General features: G+C 57.1%; 18 protein-coding genes and 1 pseudogene. 6 read left to right on the top strand and 13 right to left on the bottom strand.

Annotated features, from left to right (window positions below):
- Positions 1–4: 4 nt before the first annotated feature.
- Genes AC1DFB_RS16660 through AC1DFB_RS16670 form a run of 3 tightly spaced genes read right to left on the bottom strand, consistent with a single transcriptional unit; the run spans position 5 to position 1,126 of the window.
- Complete coding sequence (locus AC1DFB_RS16660; protein WP_170513987.1) at positions 5–373, bottom strand: DUF1761 family protein; 369 nt, start codon at positions 371–373, stop codon at positions 5–7.
- Positions 370–792 (bottom strand): SRPBCC family protein, encoded by a 423-nt coding sequence (locus AC1DFB_RS16665; RefSeq protein WP_170394703.1) that lies wholly within the window; start codon positions 790–792, stop codon positions 370–372. The genes AC1DFB_RS16660 and AC1DFB_RS16665 overlap by 4 nt, the downstream gene beginning before the upstream one ends.
- A complete protein-coding gene (locus AC1DFB_RS16670; RefSeq protein ID WP_170426150.1) occupies positions 773–1,126 on the bottom strand; it encodes an ArsR/SmtB family transcription factor in 354 nt (117 codons plus the stop codon). The genes AC1DFB_RS16665 and AC1DFB_RS16670 overlap by 20 nt, the downstream gene beginning before the upstream one ends.
- A 268-nt stretch (positions 1,127–1,394) precedes the next feature.
- Here AC1DFB_RS16670 and AC1DFB_RS16675 point away from each other — a divergent pair, with 268 nt between their 5' ends.
- On the top strand, positions 1,395–2,996 hold the full coding sequence (locus AC1DFB_RS16675; protein WP_170513982.1) for a BCCT family transporter: 1,602 nt from the start codon (positions 1,395–1,397) through the stop codon (positions 2,994–2,996).
- 116 nt (positions 2,997–3,112) lie between these two features.
- Here the strand turns inward: AC1DFB_RS16675 and AC1DFB_RS16680 are convergent, their stop codons facing one another.
- Complete coding sequence (locus AC1DFB_RS16680; RefSeq protein WP_170566948.1) at positions 3,113–3,322, bottom strand: hypothetical protein; 210 nt, start codon at positions 3,320–3,322, stop codon at positions 3,113–3,115.
- Positions 3,323–3,771: 449 nt separating this feature from the next.
- On the opposite strand from AC1DFB_RS16680, the gene AC1DFB_RS16685 reads away from it, so the two are divergent.
- On the top strand, positions 3,772–5,019 hold the full coding sequence (locus tag AC1DFB_RS16685) for an MFS transporter (protein WP_170408500.1): 1,248 nt from the start codon (positions 3,772–3,774) through the stop codon (positions 5,017–5,019).
- A 386-nt stretch (positions 5,020–5,405) separates the two neighbouring features.
- On the opposite strand, the gene rpsO is transcribed toward AC1DFB_RS16685, so the two are convergent.
- The 3 genes from rpsO to AC1DFB_RS16700 form a co-directional block, all read right to left on the bottom strand.
- Positions 5,406–5,675, bottom strand: coding sequence for a 30S ribosomal protein S15 (gene rpsO / locus AC1DFB_RS16690; protein ID WP_050605082.1), 270 nt, complete (start codon positions 5,673–5,675; stop codon positions 5,406–5,408).
- A 143-nt stretch (positions 5,676–5,818) separates the two neighbouring features.
- Positions 5,819–6,853, bottom strand: coding sequence for a calcium-binding protein (locus AC1DFB_RS16695; RefSeq protein WP_170408499.1), 1,035 nt, complete (start codon positions 6,851–6,853; stop codon positions 5,819–5,821).
- A 96-nt stretch (positions 6,854–6,949) separates the two neighbouring features.
- Positions 6,950–7,453, bottom strand: a complete 504-nt coding sequence (locus tag AC1DFB_RS16700; protein WP_170513974.1) for a DUF1643 domain-containing protein — start codon at positions 7,451–7,453, stop codon at positions 6,950–6,952.
- 106 nt (positions 7,454–7,559) lie between these two features.
- On the opposite strand from AC1DFB_RS16700, the gene AC1DFB_RS16705 reads away from it, so the two are divergent.
- Together AC1DFB_RS16705 and AC1DFB_RS16710 are read left to right on the top strand one after the other, a co-directional pair.
- On the top strand, positions 7,560–7,913 hold the full coding sequence (locus AC1DFB_RS16705; protein WP_480921701.1) for a hypothetical protein: 354 nt from the start codon (positions 7,560–7,562) through the stop codon (positions 7,911–7,913).
- A 32-nt stretch (positions 7,914–7,945) separates the two neighbouring features.
- Positions 7,946–9,007, top strand: coding sequence for a pyridoxal phosphate-dependent decarboxylase family protein (locus AC1DFB_RS16710; protein ID WP_480921702.1), 1,062 nt, complete (start codon positions 7,946–7,948; stop codon positions 9,005–9,007).
- Between the two features lie 7 nt (positions 9,008–9,014).
- On the opposite strand, the gene truB is transcribed toward AC1DFB_RS16710, so the two are convergent.
- Genes truB through rbfA form a run of 3 tightly spaced genes read right to left on the bottom strand, consistent with a single transcriptional unit; the run spans position 9,015 to position 11,110 of the window.
- Positions 9,015–9,923: a tRNA pseudouridine(55) synthase TruB gene (gene truB / locus AC1DFB_RS16715; protein WP_170426161.1), complete on the bottom strand. Its 909-nt coding sequence runs from the start codon at positions 9,921–9,923 to the stop codon at positions 9,015–9,017.
- A 54-nt stretch (positions 9,924–9,977) separates the two neighbouring features.
- Positions 9,978–10,718, bottom strand: a complete 741-nt coding sequence (locus tag AC1DFB_RS16720) for a phosphodiester glycosidase family protein (protein WP_480706461.1) — start codon at positions 10,716–10,718, stop codon at positions 9,978–9,980.
- Positions 10,715–11,110 carry a 30S ribosome-binding factor RbfA gene (gene rbfA, locus AC1DFB_RS16725; RefSeq protein ID WP_170408494.1) on the bottom strand — a complete coding sequence of 132 codons (396 nt, stop codon included), beginning with the start codon at positions 11,108–11,110 and terminating at the stop codon, positions 10,715–10,717. The genes AC1DFB_RS16720 and rbfA overlap by 4 nt, the downstream gene beginning before the upstream one ends.
- An 88-nt stretch (positions 11,111–11,198) precedes the next feature.
- On the opposite strand from rbfA, the gene dapB reads away from it, so the two are divergent.
- Complete coding sequence (dapB, locus tag AC1DFB_RS16730) at positions 11,199–12,008, top strand: 4-hydroxy-tetrahydrodipicolinate reductase (RefSeq protein ID WP_480921703.1); 810 nt, start codon at positions 11,199–11,201, stop codon at positions 12,006–12,008.
- A gap of 72 nt (positions 12,009–12,080) precedes the next feature.
- On the opposite strand, the pseudogene tmpB reads toward dapB, so the two are convergent.
- Together tmpB and tmpA are read right to left on the bottom strand one after the other, a co-directional pair.
- Positions 12,081–12,670, bottom strand: a pseudogene (gene tmpB, locus AC1DFB_RS16735) ((R)-1-hydroxy-2-trimethylaminoethylphosphonate oxygenase).
- Complete coding sequence (gene tmpA / locus AC1DFB_RS16740; RefSeq protein WP_480921704.1) at positions 12,667–13,803, bottom strand: 2-trimethylaminoethylphosphonate dioxygenase; 1,137 nt, start codon at positions 13,801–13,803, stop codon at positions 12,667–12,669. The pseudogene tmpB and the gene tmpA overlap by 4 nt, the downstream one beginning before the upstream one ends.
- 99 nt (positions 13,804–13,902) lie before the next feature.
- Between tmpA and AC1DFB_RS16745 the strand changes: the two genes are divergently transcribed.
- Positions 13,903–14,763, top strand: a complete 861-nt coding sequence (locus tag AC1DFB_RS16745) for a LysR family transcriptional regulator (protein WP_480921705.1) — start codon at positions 13,903–13,905, stop codon at positions 14,761–14,763.
- Here AC1DFB_RS16745 and AC1DFB_RS16750 read toward each other — a convergent pair whose 3' ends face one another.
- On the bottom strand, positions 14,764–14,946 hold the full coding sequence (locus tag AC1DFB_RS16750; RefSeq protein ID WP_170394659.1) for a DUF1674 domain-containing protein: 183 nt from the start codon (positions 14,944–14,946) through the stop codon (positions 14,764–14,766).
- Between the last annotated feature and the right edge of the window lie 67 nt (positions 14,947–15,013).

Here is a 15,013-nt window from a genome sequence, read left to right on the forward strand (position 1 = left end):
TGTATCAAAGGATAGCGTGCGCCAATATCATCACCACGCCGCAGCCCAGCGCATATCCGGTGTCGACTGCGATGGCGAAGCCGCTTTTCTGTGCCCATGCCCCGACCGATGCGGCCTGAGCAGCCACTGCGAGGATCGCCAGCACCGCAACGCCAAGGCTGTTGTTGGTCTCGGTCACCGCGATCACAGCGGCTAGCAGGATCAGGAAAACGATCTGGGCCGCCATCTGCGGCAGGGGTGGAGATTCGGGCGGGGTGGGGTCGATCCGTGTTCCCTCGGCCCAGCGTTTCTGAAAGCCGACGGGTCCGTAGACCAGCCAGCCCAGCAGAAAGGCCGCGATCACACCCACGCCAAGGGCGAGCCAGTTGATCACAGCGCACCCTCCAGCGTCTCAAGGATTCGGGTCCAGCCACCTTCGTGATTGTTGCGGCTTTCTTCCGAAGGGAAGCGGATGTGGTGCAGGCGCAATTCCGTACCCTTATCGGTGGGCGTGAAATCTAGCGTCACGGTGGAATCGTCCTGACTGTAAGGAGAGTTCCAAGTGAATTGCAGCCGATTGGGCCGGTCGATCACTTTGTATTCGCCCTCATGCGGCAGGTCCCCGGCCTCGGGCGCGCGCATGATGATCTTGAACCGGCCCCCTACTTTGGCGTCAGAATAAGCTTCGGGCACTGACATGTTGGGACCGGGCAGCATGAACTTGGCCAACATTTCCGGGTCTAGCCAAGCATCAAACACCTTTTCCGGCGGGTGCGGAATGGCGCGGGTTATTTCAAGGGACAGTTCCGTCATCTTCTGGGTCCTCCAAAGCAGTTTCCAAGGCGTCCAGCCGAAGCGCCCAGATCGAACGCAGCCCGGCGAACCAGTCATCCACGGCTGACAAGGGGGCCATCTGCACCTCGATCAGATGCTCGCGCCATTCCGTCCGACGCCGCACCAGCCCGGCATTCTCCAGCACCTTGATGTGCTTGGACACCGAGTTGAGGCTCATATCGAATTGCCGCGCAATATCCGTCACCCGCAAGGGGCCCTGCTGCGCGAGCATCGTTAGGATCACGCGGCGGGTTGGGTCGGACGCGGCCTTCAATATAGCGCTTAGGTCATAGCGATTCTCTCGTTCAACCATTTGGATGAATTACATGCCTTTCCTGCTTCAGTCAACCATTTGGTTGAATAACAGGATATTTGCAGCTCTGAAAGCTAATTCGGTCGCTCCCACCGCCTAATTATTCGCGAAATCGAATATATTTGGTGAAAATTTAGTATCCGTATAGGCTGAAACCACCATACCTGCGGTCGAAACGACGGAAACGCGCCAAGGGAATACGAATATCACCTCCGTCCGCCGGTCGAATACCTTGGCGTTTGCACGTAGCGAACAGAAGGGCAGACGCATGGCACAAACCAAGAAAATGCTGGATCCGGATCCCCGGATTTATGACTTTGAGACCGAATATGAGCTGGGGCAGGACAATGTCCGGCCTTTCGGTCTGGACATCCATAACCCGGTCTTTTTGATCTCTAGTATCCTGATCTTTGCGTTCGTCCTGATCGCGCTGGCAAATCAGGAATCCGCAGCCACGTTCTTTGGCTGGCTCCGACCATGGCTGACCAGCACGTTTGACTGGTTTCTGGTGCTGTCGGTTGACGCAATCACCCTGTTCTGTCTGGTGTTGATCATCTTGCCGGTGGGCAAGGTGCGGATCGGCGGCAAGGACGCCAAACCCGACTATTCCTACGCCGGATGGATCGCGATGATGTTCGCGGCCGGGATCGGCATCGGGCTGTTGTTCTTCGGCGTGATGGAGCCGGTCTATTACAACTTTGCAGAAGACGGCAACGCCCGCCCGCTGGGCATCGATATCGCTGTGCCGGGTAACGAATACATCGGCATTGTCGGCACGATCCATCATTGGGGTCTCGAAGGCTGGGCGGTATATGCGGCCGTTGGTCTGGCGCTTGCAATCTTCAGCTATAATCTCGGGCTACCATTGACCCTGCGTTCGGCTTTTTATCCGATCTTGGGCGAGCGCGTCTGGGGCTGGTGGGGCCACATCATCGATACTCTGGCAGTATTCGCGACCCTCTTCGGCCTGACCACATCATTGGGTTTGGGCGCACAACAGGTGGCCGCCGGGCTTTATGAGGTCTTTGGCATCGAACCAAGCCCCACCGTCACCGTCCTGCTGATCATAGGCATTACGATGATCGCACTGGGCTCGGTCCTGATGGGCATGGATGCAGGAGTCAAACGGTTGAGTGAGATCAACATGATCATGGCCGTAGGACTGTTCATCTTCGTCATTGTAGTTACCGGTGTCGGCACCGCCATTGCACGGTACTTCAACGTGATGGTGGATTACGTGACGCACCTGCCTGCTCTGTCCAATCCGTTCGGTCGGGAAGACACCAGTTACTTCCACGGCTGGACAACCTTCTACTGGGCCTGGTGGATCGCATGGTCGCCTTTCGTGGGCATGTTCATCGCCCGTATCTCCAAAGGTCGCACAGTGCGTGAATTCGTGATCTGCGCCTTGCTGGCACCCACTGCGGTATGTGCCTTGTGGATGTCGACCTTTGGCGGCGCAGCCATCGACATGCTGAACGCAGGCGGCGCAGAAGGTGTCCGCGCCACGGTGATCGACAGTTACGCCCCAGAAGGTGCGCTGTTCGGGTTCCTGAAGGAACTGCCGCTTTACGGCATCATTGCCCCGATCGCTCTGATCCTGATCGTTGTATTCTTTGTCACATCGTCGGACTCAGGCTCGCTGGTGATCGACACGATCACGGCAGGCGGAAAGATGGACGCACCGGTTGTGCAACGCGTGTTCTGGTGCACGCTTGAAGGCCTCGTCGCAATCGCACTGCTGCTGGGCGGAGGTCTCTCTGCCTTGCAAGGGGCAGCGGTGTCGACTGGAATTCCGTTTACCTTGGTGGTTCTGATCATGTGCTACTGCCTGTGGCTGGCGCTTAAATCAGAAAAGGCCAAGATGTAACTGGGATTATCCTGAGAAAAACGAAACGCCCGCCAATTCGGCGGGCGTTTTTGGTCCGGAGCGGCCCCTGTAGCGCGTGCCCATGCAGAAGTCGTCGGGAGCGTACCAAACGGCGGTCAGTGCAGCGAATCCTTGCGTTTGCCTTGGGTTGGATATTCCATCTTTTCATCTTCTAGGATCCCGCGAAGAACCGCCGCTGTCTCAACCTTCGAAATTGCCTTCTTATGGTCGTAGGGATTATTCAAAATCGACCGCGCATTTGTGGCGTTGGACGTCTCAGACATCTTGGTTGCAAACACCCGGCTCAGAATTGTCTTCAATGGCATCATTCAACTCCCGTAACATATGGTCATCAAATCCTTGCCGCTGCGGGTCAGGTCCAAGCCACTTGAGGGAAGGGCTCAAAGACCAACTTCCGTGAGTGTGAACCCGCAGCGACACCGTCCATGTAAGAAAAATGGGGTGCCGAGAAAGGGGGAAGAAATCTGCTGTTTGCATCATTTTTTTGACCGCTTGGAAAAAAATCACGGCACTGCTTACGCTTACGTCAACCTTCTAACCTAGGGCCCGGCTTTCGCGACGCGGCGTCACAATTCGAAACCCAAGGTCAGCCACCCGGATACCGCCCGTCGCCGCGCCAAATTGGACAGAAAACAAAAGAGCCCATACCCTGACTCCGGGCAAATCTTGGCGCAGCGCGTGTTTCTTGTGATGTGGCCGGCCCCCTCGACGTTTTGAAATTGGATTATTCCGGGACCGTAATGAGGAAGCTGTTATGAACCTTTCACGATTGTCTCTGTTGCTGGTCGTATTCATTGACGTGATGGGTTTTGGATTGATCGTGCCGATTTTCAACACGATCCTGCTGGATCCACACCAGGCTTTCCTCGCACATGGAACAGCGACGAATATCCGCCAGCTCGACTATACGATTCTGATTGTCGTCTTCTTTCTGTTCTACTTTTTCGGGGCGGCCTTTATCGCCAAGTTGTCGGATTATATCGGGCGTAAAACAGGCATCATGATTTGCCTTACCGGTGCCCTGATCGGCTATGTTTTGACTGTGGCCGCGATCATGACGTCCAGCTATTGGCTGTTACTTTTGGGGCGCGCCATTTCCGGGTTTACGACGGCCAACCAACCCATTGCGCAGGCCGCATTGATCGACATCAGCCATGACGATCAGGAGAAATCAAAAAACCTCGGGATGATTGTTGCGGCATCCGCGCTGGGCCTGCTCGGGGGGCCACTGATTTCAGGATTGCTCAGCGACCAAAACCTGATGGGATCATTTGCGTCACTGGAACTGCCTTTCTACGTCGCCATTGCCCTGATCCTGATCAACATGGCACTGATTCTGTTCTTCTTCTCCGAACCCGGTTTCAAAAGACAAAAAATTGACTTCGGGCTTTTAGATGTTGTTTTGAACCTGTGGAAAGTCTTCTCGCACCCGGTCGTTTTGCGGCTTTCGGTCGTCATGTTGTTCTCGCTGATGTGCCTGAATGCGTTTTTCTTCTTCATCGACACGTATCTGCTGACCCGGTTCAAGTTCAGTACGCTTCAAAACAGCATGGCCCTCGCCGTGTTCGGAGGCTCCATGGCCTTTGGCAGTGCCTACCTCACCGCGCCGCTGCACGAGCGGTACAAAAAGTTTCCGATTCTGTATGTCTCCATTGCAGCGATGGCACTTGGGATATTGGCCTTCATGCTGAACCCCATGGCCGATCTGACCTATGTCCTGATTGTTCCGATAACCATCGCGTTCGCGATCATGTACCCGACCATGCTTTCGTTGTTTTCCGCGAGCGTCGGCCCAACCGAGCAAGGTTGGGTCATGGGTGTGACAGTCGCCATCTACGCGTTGGGCTCCGGGACCATTACGGCCCTCAGCGGGTCCCTCATGGCTATCAATTTGCGGATGCCTTTCGTGCTCGCGGTCATCTGCGGTGTACTGGCATTGATTGCGATGGCGAAACTGTTTCGCCATCCCGGCGTTCAGGCGCTTGATACCAAAGGCAAGTAGGTTTCATCAGTGTGTCCCGAACGAAAATGGGCGCGCCCGCTACAGGCACGCCCAGTAAAAAAGGGAGGACTATGAAAAACCTGACGCTCGAAACAAAAGAAGCGCCTACTCACTAACATCCTCAGAATGGCGCAATCTTTGACCGCGTTCAGTGAAGTGGTTCACAGGAAGTTAAAAAAGTTTGCGCTTCTTTGCGTAGCGGTAAGGTTTGGGCCGCAGGTATGTGTGTGCCGTCTCTCATGAACATGGCGGGAAATTCGCGCGCCGCACAGTTCACTAGATTAGACAGTGACCAAAACAAATACGCCCACCAAATGGCGGGCGTACAAGATGTACTATTTGTACGAACAGGGCCTCAGCGCCTGTACAACATGAACAAAACGCGTTTAGCGGCGGATGCCCAGCTTTTTGATCAGGTCCTGATAGCGTGCTTCTTCTTTGCCCTTCAGATAGTCCAGCAGCTTACGGCGCTGAGCAACCATCTTCAGCAGACCACGACGACCGTGGTTGTCTTTCTTGTGGGTTTTGAAGTGCTCGGTCAGGGTGTTGATGCGCGAGGTCAGGATAGCAACCTGGACTTCAGGCGAACCAGTGTCGCCGTCCTTGGTTGCGAATTCTTTCATGACGCGTGCTTTATCAGCGGCAGTAATCGACATCGGGGTCTCCTTTAAAGGTTAGAGTTGATGGCGCAGGCCGGGATGTCGTCCAGCACAGGCCCATGGAGAAAACCGCACCGATTCCGATGCGGATGGGCGCGTATAGGCGCATTCACCGCAAATGGCAAAGGGATTCTGCAGGCTCAACTGGTGAAGGCGTACTGCTCCAACTGGGCTTCGGTCACAAACTGAATATCTTCAACAGTCAGACCCTCTGCGCCAAAAAGCTGAGCGACGTCTTCGCCATTGACCCGAACATGGGTCAAGCTGTTGTTTTCACTGTCCTGTTCGATCGTCAATTCCGGTTCTTCCGGGTTGTCCCAGGTGATCAGAAGCTTGTCGTGACCGATCTGGAAATCCATGATTGTCGTGGCTTCCTGCTCGGGGTCGGACTGTACAACGATCTCGTCCTCGCCCTCTCCACCGGTGACCACATCGCCGTCTTCGGCAAGAATGACGTCGTCCCCAGAGCCCCCGTTTAGGAAGTCGCGCGCAGGCTCGTCCGGACCATCTTCTCCGGACAAGATGTCATCACCATCTCCGCCAAACAGGGCGTCTTCACCGGCACCCCCAACGAGGTAGTCGTCGCCATCTCCGCCTTGTAGCGCGTCGTCGCCGTCATCGCCGCTTAACGTGTCATCGCCCTGACCACCAAAAAGCCGGTCATTCCCATCACCGCCGCTCAGATCATCTGTTCCGAAATGACCATACAGGTCGTCATTTCCTGACATTCCGTCCAGCGCGTCGTCACCATATTCACCATGGAGCACATCATTCCCGAGGTTGCCAAACAGGACGTCCCCGCCACCTCCGCCATACAACACGTCGTTGCCGGCGCCGCCGTCGATCCAGTCGTCCCCGCCATATCCGTTGATCTGATCGTTGCCTTCCTGCCCGGTCAGAACATCCGCATCCTCATCGCCCGCAATGACCAGATCGCCTTCATACTCGGACACAATCTCACCAGTGTCAGAGTCGGTTTCCTCGGCAGAGCTGGGCTCGTCGACATTCTCGTCCGCGTCAAGCAAATTGCCTTCCGACAGGTCGTCGTCGGCCGTTTCCTCGATGCGATCGTCTTCATCCTCGTCATCGCCTTTGTCTTCTGGCACAAGTACGTCGCTGATTGCGTAGGCGGCACCACCCATGGCGGCCATTCCGAATAATCCGATCAGAAACATATCTACCCTCCGCAAGCACAATGGCTCCGAGTGTAAAACATCTCATGCAAACAATGGCTTGGTCAAAGCGAAGCTGAGAGCGTGGTTAATCCTTTATCACCAGGGTTCGGGCTGCTGAGTGTACGCAATGTAGAGAGGATGCTTCGGATGACCGTCCTTGGTCAGCCCAAGGTGGAACAAGGGCTGGCCCGTGCCGCGCAGCAAGTCCTCAACTGCGGGGCCGCGTTCCAGATGTGCGCCATGGGTGCCCCAGGCGGCGATGACCTGATCCGCCCATTCCACGCCGTCCAGGATGGCTGCGTCATTCTCAGGCCCCACCGGATCTGCAGATGCACGCATCTTGCGCGGATCAGTGTCGCGCCAGGCAAAGATATTGGTGACCTGAAAAGCTCCGAAACCCAGTGTGCGTGCGCGACGCTCGCAACGTTCCACCGTGGGGTCGTTCTGCACCTCGGTCGCCGTCGACGGATTCAGCATCACAAACAACGCCTTGCGGCCCGCCGGGTTCCAGATACGGGTCAGGCTATAGCGGTATTTTTCGCAATCGGAGTAGATAGCAGTCGAGGGCGCGTCGCCCTTGGTATGAGAACGGGTGATCATGCAGTCGGGTTTGGCTGGAATTAGGCCCGTTTACAAGGGGCGATGTCCTGATCCTTAACTTGTGCTATACCTGCCTTCATTTGAACGGCTTATTCTGGGGGAAGACATGACATTCGAGACATTGGATCCGGCGGATTGGGAGCAGACCCGCAAATTAGCACATGAGATGTTGGATATGGCGTTGGATCATACGCGTGATGTGCGTGACAGGTCGATATGGAAAGATATGCCGACTGCGATACGCAACGGGTTCGAAACGCCTGCACCTCAGCAGGGTATGCCGTTGGGTGATTTGATGGATGATGTCCAATCTCAGGTCATGCAGTATCCAATGGGCAATATTCATCCCCGGTTTTGGGGCTGGTATATGGGCGCGAGCAATTTCACAGGCGCGATGGCGGATTTTCTGGCTGCGGTTCAGGGATCGAACCTAGGGGTGGGAATCATGCGGCAGCCCTGATCGACCGACAAGTCGTCGACTGGCTACGCGAGATGATCGGTCTGCCGGAAGGGGCCAGTGGGACATTGGTCAGCGGCGGCAGCGTGGCAAACTTGATCGGGCTGACGGTGGCCCGCAACGTCAAATCCGGGATCGACATGCGCGAAGAGGGCATCGCCGCCATGGATAAGCCGATGCGGTATTACGGATCGGATCAGATGCACAGTTGTCACCAAAAGTCGCTCGAAACACTGGGTCTGGGCAACAAGGCGCTGCGGCGCATTCCTACGCAAGACGATTTGACGATGGATCTTGAAGCGCTTGCCGGCATGGTCGCGCAGGATCGCGCAGACGGCCTTAAACCCGCTTGTGTGATTGCCACCGCCGGAACCGTGAACACAGGCGCCATCGACGACTTGTCGGCGATTGCCGATTTCTGCCGCGAGGAAGGCCTGTGGTTTCATGTTGACGGCTGTATCGGTGCGTTAATTGCAATCGCCCATGATAACAGTTGGCGCGTGTCCGGCATCGAACGCGCGGATTCCGTCGCGCTCGACCCACACAAATGGTTACATGCGCCTTTCGAAGTGGGTTGCGCATTGGTGCGAAGCCATGATGCCCACCACGCGACATTTACTCTGACCCCGGAATACCTGGAACCGCAATCCCGAGGCGTCGCCGGGGCGGCGTTTTTGCACGATTACGGCATTCAAACTTCGCGTGGGTTTCGAGCGCTCAAGGTCTGGATGTCCTTGAAGGAGCACGGCGTTCAGAAATTCGGCAGGCTCATTGATCAGGATATCGAAAAGGCACGTTATCTGACTTCGCTGATCGAGGCAGAGGATGACCTCACCTTGATGTTCCCCACCAACATAAACATCGTTTGTTTCCGCTATGACCCGGGCGATCTCAGCCCCGAAACTCTGCGTGCGATTAACAGCGAAATCATGTTGTGCCTACAAGAGGAAGGCACAGCGGTTTTATCGGATACAACGGTTCAGGGAGCGCATTGCCTACGGGTGGCGGTCAACAATCACCGCACGCAAAAGCAGGATCTGGATCTACTGGTGTCCGAGATACTTCGACTGGGTCACAAATTGCGTATCGCCGCCTGAACAGTCATCAGTTGGCGGCAAAGACGCGGCTTGGGTGCAATTCGCCCGACTTGTAAATTCCTACGGCCACGGCCTTGCCATCCAGCGAGGCCCAGGCCTCGTCGCCGTATTCCACGTCAGAGGCGAGCACCATGCCCGGATTGCCATTCCGCAGACGGGTGGCTCCTTCAGAGGTGCATTTCAGCTCGGGTAGGTCCGACAAGCCGGTTTCCAGCGGATGCAGATAATCATCCAATGCGGTGGTTTTGGCCATCTCGTCGATCTGTTCGATGGTCAGGCCATCCTCGGCCTCAAACGGGCCGGACCAGATGCGGCGCAGTTTTTTCACGTGGCCGTGGCAGCCGAGCGCTTCGCCCAGATCACGCGCAATGGAACGGACATAGCCACCTTTGCCACAGGTCATCTCCAGCACGACGTGGTCTTCGTCGGGGCGGTCGATCAGCACCAGTTCCTCTACCCAAAGAGGGCGGGCGGTCAGTTCTACATCCTCGCCATCGCGGGCCAGCTTATAGGCGCGTTGACCGTCGATTTTCACGGCCGAGAACTTGGGCGGCACCTGTTTGATATCGCCCAGAAACGGGCCGAGCGCTTGTTTGATATCCTCATCCGAGGGGCGCGCAATGCTCTCAGCGATGACTTCACCCTCAGCATCATCGGTGTTGGTGGCCTGCCCCAGCCGCACGGTGAAGGTGTAGGCCTTCAGCGCATCGGTGATGTAAGGAACGGTTTTGGTTGCCTCACCCAGCGCAACGGCCAGAACGCCGGTTGCCTCTGGGTCCAGCGTGCCCGCATGGCCCGCTTTCTTGGCGTCCATCGCCCAACGCACCTTGTTGACCACCGCGGTCGAAGTCATGCCAGCGGGCTTATCCACCACCAGCCAACCGGAAATGTCGCGGCCCTTGCGTTTGCGTCCCATTCTACACCTTGAGTCTTGCTGAGGCGCGCGAGTTAGCGGATCGTTTCGATGCTGTCAATTTGCCGGAACATCCTCGACGACACCCACGATGGGTCCCAGCGAAAACCCGATATCCGACCGATTGCTGGCGCGATCATACATGCGGGAAATGTTGCCATCTAGAAACAGCGCATTCGGTGTTTTCAATACATCGCGGAATAGGCTGCCGAATTCATAGAAAGTGACGTAATCGTCCGAGATCGCAAACACCACACGCGTGCCATCGGCGCTGGTGCCCACTCCGTTTCGGGTGTAGCGCGAGGTTGAATCCGGCAGAAAGCGAGGGTGTAACTCTCCGTTGATCACCAGCATGGGGCCCGATTGTGTCGCAAAGCGGCACTGCGGCGCCTGATCGACGAAATCCAAAGTCTCGAACACATCGGCACGGTTTTCACGGATGCAGAACACACCGTTGGGCAGCAGGCCGAAATTGCCGGGTCCGGCATTCGGTATCACGCGCATCTGCTCTTCCCCGTCTTCGACATAGTGGCCGACGGGCGAGCGGTCGTCATGGTACATGCCCGCATTCATCGCAAAGACGAGCCTTTTCCCCTGAGGCTCCAACGCCTCATTCACCGAAGAGAAATGACCCAGCAGATCGCCATTTTCATCGTTCAGAAACAGGCGCAAATCTTCCGAGGTATCCACCTCGCAAACCGTATATCGTTTGTCCTCATGAGTCAGCTTCTCGCAAGTGACTGCAGAGACTTGCGCGGCCCAAAGGACAGCACACAGCGTGACAAGGGTACGGATCACTCGTCCAGATCGCGGCGTACCGCGTCCTGATTAAACATACGGCGGGTGTCGTCCAGTCGATCAAACGTGTCGTCCAAACGGAACCGCAGGTCGGGTGAGAATTTCAGGCCCACCTTCTTGCCCACTGCGCGCCGAAGCTCACCCTTGTTTCGAGCGAGCAGTTCGATCACGTCCTCCTGCCCCTTGCCGCCCAAGGGCAGCACATAGGCGGTGGCGATCTTCAGATCGGGCGAGGTGCGCACCTCACCCACGGTGATCGACATGCGGTTCAGGTCGGGGTCGTGGACATCTCCGCGCGCCAGAACCTCGGACAGGGTGCGGCGGATCAGTTCACCGACGCGCAGCTGTCGTTGGGATGGGCCGGGGCCATCGTGGAATTTGTTCTTTGCCATGCCCCCGATCTAAGCCCAAAGCGGGGCTTTGCCAAGCGGGCGCGAACGGGTTAGGAGGCTTTGAGCCGACTTTAGAAAGGACAGCGCAATGACCCATATTCCGGGGATCGTTATCACAGGGGCTTCGGGCCGTATGGGGCAGATGCTGATCAAGACCGTGTCTGAGAGCGATCAGGCGCGTCTGGTTGGTGTGGTCGAGCGTAAGGGTCATGACTGGATCGGTCAGGATGTGGGTCAGGCAATGGGCGGGCAGGCGATCGGTGTTACCGTTACTGACGATCCGCTGGAGGCATTTGCACAGGCGCAGGCCGTCATCGACTTTACTGCGCCCGAAGCGACACTGGAATTTGCCGCACTGGCCGCGCAGGCGCGGTGCGTTCACGTAATTGGCACTACCGGCATGAGTGACGAACAGATCGCCGCGCTGGAACCTGCCGCGCGCCATGCTGTGATTGTGCGGGCCGGGAATATGAGCCTTGGGGTCAATCTGTTGGTGCAGCTCACCAAAAAGGTTGCCGCCGCGCTGGATGAGGATTTCGATATCGAGGTCATCGAGGGGCATCACCATCACAAGGTCGATGCGCCTTCAGGCACGGCTTTGATGCTGGGCGAAGCCGCCGCAGAAGGGCGCGGTGTCAAGTTGTCGGATGTGGCCGATAGGGGCCGCGACGGTATTACCGGTGCGCGAAAACGCGGCGATATCGGCTTCCACGCGATTCGTGGCGGAGATATTGTCGGCGAACACGATGTCCTGTTCGCGGCACCCGGTGAGCGTATCGTGTTGCGCCATCTGGCTACTGACCGTGCGATCTTTGCCCGTGGGGCGCTCAAAGCCGCGTTGTGGGGTCAAGGCAAGGCGCCGGGCCAGTATGACATGGTGGATGTTCTGGGGCTGTAGGCTTCAGGATTAATAGCCAAGAAAATTCGACGAATTTTCTTGGCTCTATCGATCGGGCGGATGAAAGCTGTCTCAGCTTGCCTGAATGTGCCGGTCGACCATCCGTTGTACCATCGGTGCGAAATGGGCGAAATCCGGAGTCTCCATATCAGCGCGTTTTCCCGCTTCGTCCAGATAACGGACCTGAATGATCTCTTTCAGGTTCGGATTTGCCTCGAACTCGGCTATCTCCTTGGCACTCATCGGACCACCCTGCAGTTCCAGCGTATGGACTGAGGCTGCGGACAGGCGATTGAAATACTCCGGCTTGGTGGCGCAGAGATACCGCTTGGCTGCCACGTGGTACCGGCAGCAATCGGTGATGACCGACGGAAAGAACTGCTCCAACACCTCTGCACCTGCATCTTCATGATGCCGGTCCTCGGTATCGTCCGGATGGTAAGTGCCGAATTCCGACGTAAAATGGCCAATGTCGTGCAACAGCGCACCGACGATGATTTCTTCAGACTGTCCGTTCTGTTCCGCAATCGTGGCACCCTGCAGCATGTGCTGGGCCATGGTGACGGGTTCCCCCAGATATTCCTCACCCCCCGACGATCGAAGATGTCACCGATAAAGGCCACGATATTGTCCCGGTTTAAGGTCGAGAAATCGGGTTTCATTCCGCCGCCTCCGGTTGTGTCATCTGCATGGCGGCCAGTGTCGAAAGCAGCCCATCCTTGTCAGCATAGCATCCCTGCAACCAGCGAGACCCGGCCCCGGAATAGCCCAGCCGTGCATGCATTACGCGAGTGTTGTCGACGATGAAACTTTCGCCCGGTTCCAGCTTGAAAGACACGCCCATAGCGGGATCGTCAATGATCTCGCCCAGCTGGCGATAGGCCGCATAGTAGGCTTCCATCTTGACAAAGGGTACATCCACGAACGGCGCAGACGAGCGGTTGTTGAAGCGAATGCCGATCAACTCGCCATCGGGGGAAAGCTCGATCATCGGGCGACGTGACCGCAAACAGACCCCGTCCGAACCTTTATACTCGAACCGCGCCGGATAGCCTGCAAGCAAGGCGAAGCCCTCGGGGTTCAGATCGCGCAGTCGCTCAGCCGCGCGGAAACCATCGACAACGATGGAATCGCCGCCTTCGGCCGAATTCTCAAGGCAGTAGAGGATTTGCAGTGTCGGCACCGGGTCGCGATAAGGGTTGTCGGTATGGGCCTGCAACCCCAACCCGGTATAGGCGAGGTTGGTCGGGTTCACCTCGGTCCGAACCTCGAAATAGGGGCCATAATTTGTCTTACGCACATAGCCGAACAGATCGGCAACTTTCAGTAGCGATTCGGGCTCGGTTGGGCCACCTGTCAGCTTGGCAAAGCCGTACTCCGCGACGGCAGCCAGCCAGCTGCGCTTGGCCTCAGGGTCGGTGTGCACCCTTTCCCAGTCACCGCTGGGGGCGCTGATACCACGCTCCCATGTGGTGACGCCGGATGCGGTGCGGCCAACGTCTTGCACCTGTTCGCGGTCATAAACGTGATCGGCCAGCCAATCGGCAGGGAACATCACGGATTTGTTTTCGGGCTGAAAGGTAACACTCAGATCGCCATTTTGGATCTCGGCGGTGCTGACCGAGATATCGGTGGGGATATCGCCGATGGTAATCAGGCGCTGCCCGTTTCCGGGGGCGCGGGTCTCGGGGTCCAGCGCATTGTCGCGCAGCCAAATGGCGTGAAATCTGGCCTGGGTACCATCGGAAAACGCGATAGTGACCACAGATGGGTCGAAAGTGGCTGAGCGCAGCATGGGGTCTCTCCTGTTCGGCGCGGGCTTTGCTTGAGGAGATACGTGCTCCGTGGCATTACTACAATTAAACCTTATTGCCACTGAGGGCTGGAAATACTTATGGCTAAGAAGCAGATCGGTTTACCCCCTTTGGACTGGCTGCGCGTGTTCGAAGCCGCCGGGCGATTGGGCGGTTTTTCTGCTGCCGCGCGTGAATTTGGTCTGACGCAGGCGGCGGTCAGTCAACGGATAGGCAATCTTGAGGCGTGGCTGGGCCGGTCATTGTTTGTGCGCGAAGCCCGCGGTGTTTCGCTGACCATCGAAGGCGAAAGCTATCTGCCATTGGTGCAGGACAGCCTGCAAGCACTGGAACGCAATACCGAGGATCTTTTCGGCAAAACTCCGCGCGAACTTCGGGTCGCGGGACTTTCGTCGCATATCCACGCGCTGGTTCTGCCAGCCTTGCCCACGTTCCTTGAGGCGCAGCCAAATGTGCGTGTAATGACAGATTCGATGGCGCGCCGAGCCTCACTGGAGGAAGAGCGTACCTGGCTGCAGATCCGCTATGGCAGAGGCGTTTGGCCTGGACGAAAGGCAAAGCTAATTGCGCCTGAAGTTCTGGCACCGATGGCCGCATCTGGCATCAAGTGGGGTGCGCCGCTGATTGATTTGCGCGGAGAACGCCCGGGTTGGAAGGACTGGGCGCAGGTAGCGGGGGTTGATGAATTACCGGCTGGTCGGATCAGTTTTGACTCGGTAGGTCACGCGATCACGGCCGCGCGTCAGGGCATGGGGATCGCGTTGGGTTCACTACCGTTGGCTTCGGGCGGCTTAAAGACTGGTCAGTTACACAGATTGGATATGCCCGAGCTTCGGACAAAGGATGGCTATTGGCTGACCTGGCCCGAGGATCGGGCAAGGTCGAAACGGCAAAGAGCGTTGATAGACGACTTTCTGCAGGCGCTTCGGGGCGCGGCCTGATCAGAAGTCGATGGCGATGCCCTTTTTCTCCCAATCGCCATAGCGGGCCGGATCGGGACCGTCGCGCCCACCCAGTTCCTTGGGCTGCGCCTTGGCTTCCGCTTCGGCCTTTTTGCGACGTTCCTCAGCCTCGGCCAATGCGCGCTGAGCGGCGGGGGGCAGGTCTTTGCGCTCGTCACTCATGACATCGGGTTCCTTTCTGTTCAGGGCCTTGATATACGCCCTCGTCCGCCCAAGGCAATGCGGCAAA

The sequence above is a fragment of the Ruegeria sp. S84 genome, from assembly GCF_056583445.1.

Coding starts and splice junctions, on each gene's coding strand:
- AC1DFB_RS16695 (WP_170408499.1), bottom strand. CDS start 6,853: ATGTTTCTGATCGGATTATTCGGAATGGCCGCCATGGGTGGTGCCGCC.
- AC1DFB_RS16685 (WP_170408500.1), top strand. CDS start 3,772: ATGAACCTTTCACGATTGTCTCTGTTGCTGGTCGTATTCATTGACGTG.
- AC1DFB_RS16670 (WP_170426150.1), bottom strand. CDS start 1,126: ATGGTTGAACGAGAGAATCGCTATGACCTAAGCGCTATATTGAAGGCC.
- tmpA (WP_480921704.1), bottom strand. CDS start 13,803: ATGCTGCGCTCAGCCACTTTCGACCCATCTGTGGTCACTATCGCGTTT.
- rbfA (WP_170408494.1), bottom strand. CDS start 11,110: ATGGCAAAGAACAAATTCCACGATGGCCCCGGCCCATCCCAACGACAG.
- dapB (WP_480921703.1), top strand. CDS start 11,199: ATGACCCATATTCCGGGGATCGTTATCACAGGGGCTTCGGGCCGTATG.
- AC1DFB_RS16675 (WP_170513982.1), top strand. CDS start 1,395: ATGGCACAAACCAAGAAAATGCTGGATCCGGATCCCCGGATTTATGAC.
- AC1DFB_RS16745 (WP_480921705.1), top strand. CDS start 13,903: ATGGCTAAGAAGCAGATCGGTTTACCCCCTTTGGACTGGCTGCGCGTG.
- truB (WP_170426161.1), bottom strand. CDS start 9,923: ATGGGACGCAAACGCAAGGGCCGCGACATTTCCGGTTGGCTGGTGGTG.
- AC1DFB_RS16700 (WP_170513974.1), bottom strand. CDS start 7,453: ATGATCACCCGTTCTCATACCAAGGGCGACGCGCCCTCGACTGCTATC.
- AC1DFB_RS16710 (WP_480921702.1), top strand. CDS start 7,946: ATGATCGGTCTGCCGGAAGGGGCCAGTGGGACATTGGTCAGCGGCGGC.
- AC1DFB_RS16750 (WP_170394659.1), bottom strand. CDS start 14,946: ATGAGTGACGAGCGCAAAGACCTGCCCCCCGCCGCTCAGCGCGCATTG.
- AC1DFB_RS16705 (WP_480921701.1), top strand. CDS start 7,560: ATGACATTCGAGACATTGGATCCGGCGGATTGGGAGCAGACCCGCAAA.
- rpsO (WP_050605082.1), bottom strand. CDS start 5,675: ATGTCGATTACTGCCGCTGATAAAGCACGCGTCATGAAAGAATTCGCA.
- AC1DFB_RS16665 (WP_170394703.1), bottom strand. CDS start 792: ATGACGGAACTGTCCCTTGAAATAACCCGCGCCATTCCGCACCCGCCG.
- AC1DFB_RS16680 (WP_170566948.1), bottom strand. CDS start 3,322: ATGCCATTGAAGACAATTCTGAGCCGGGTGTTTGCAACCAAGATGTCT.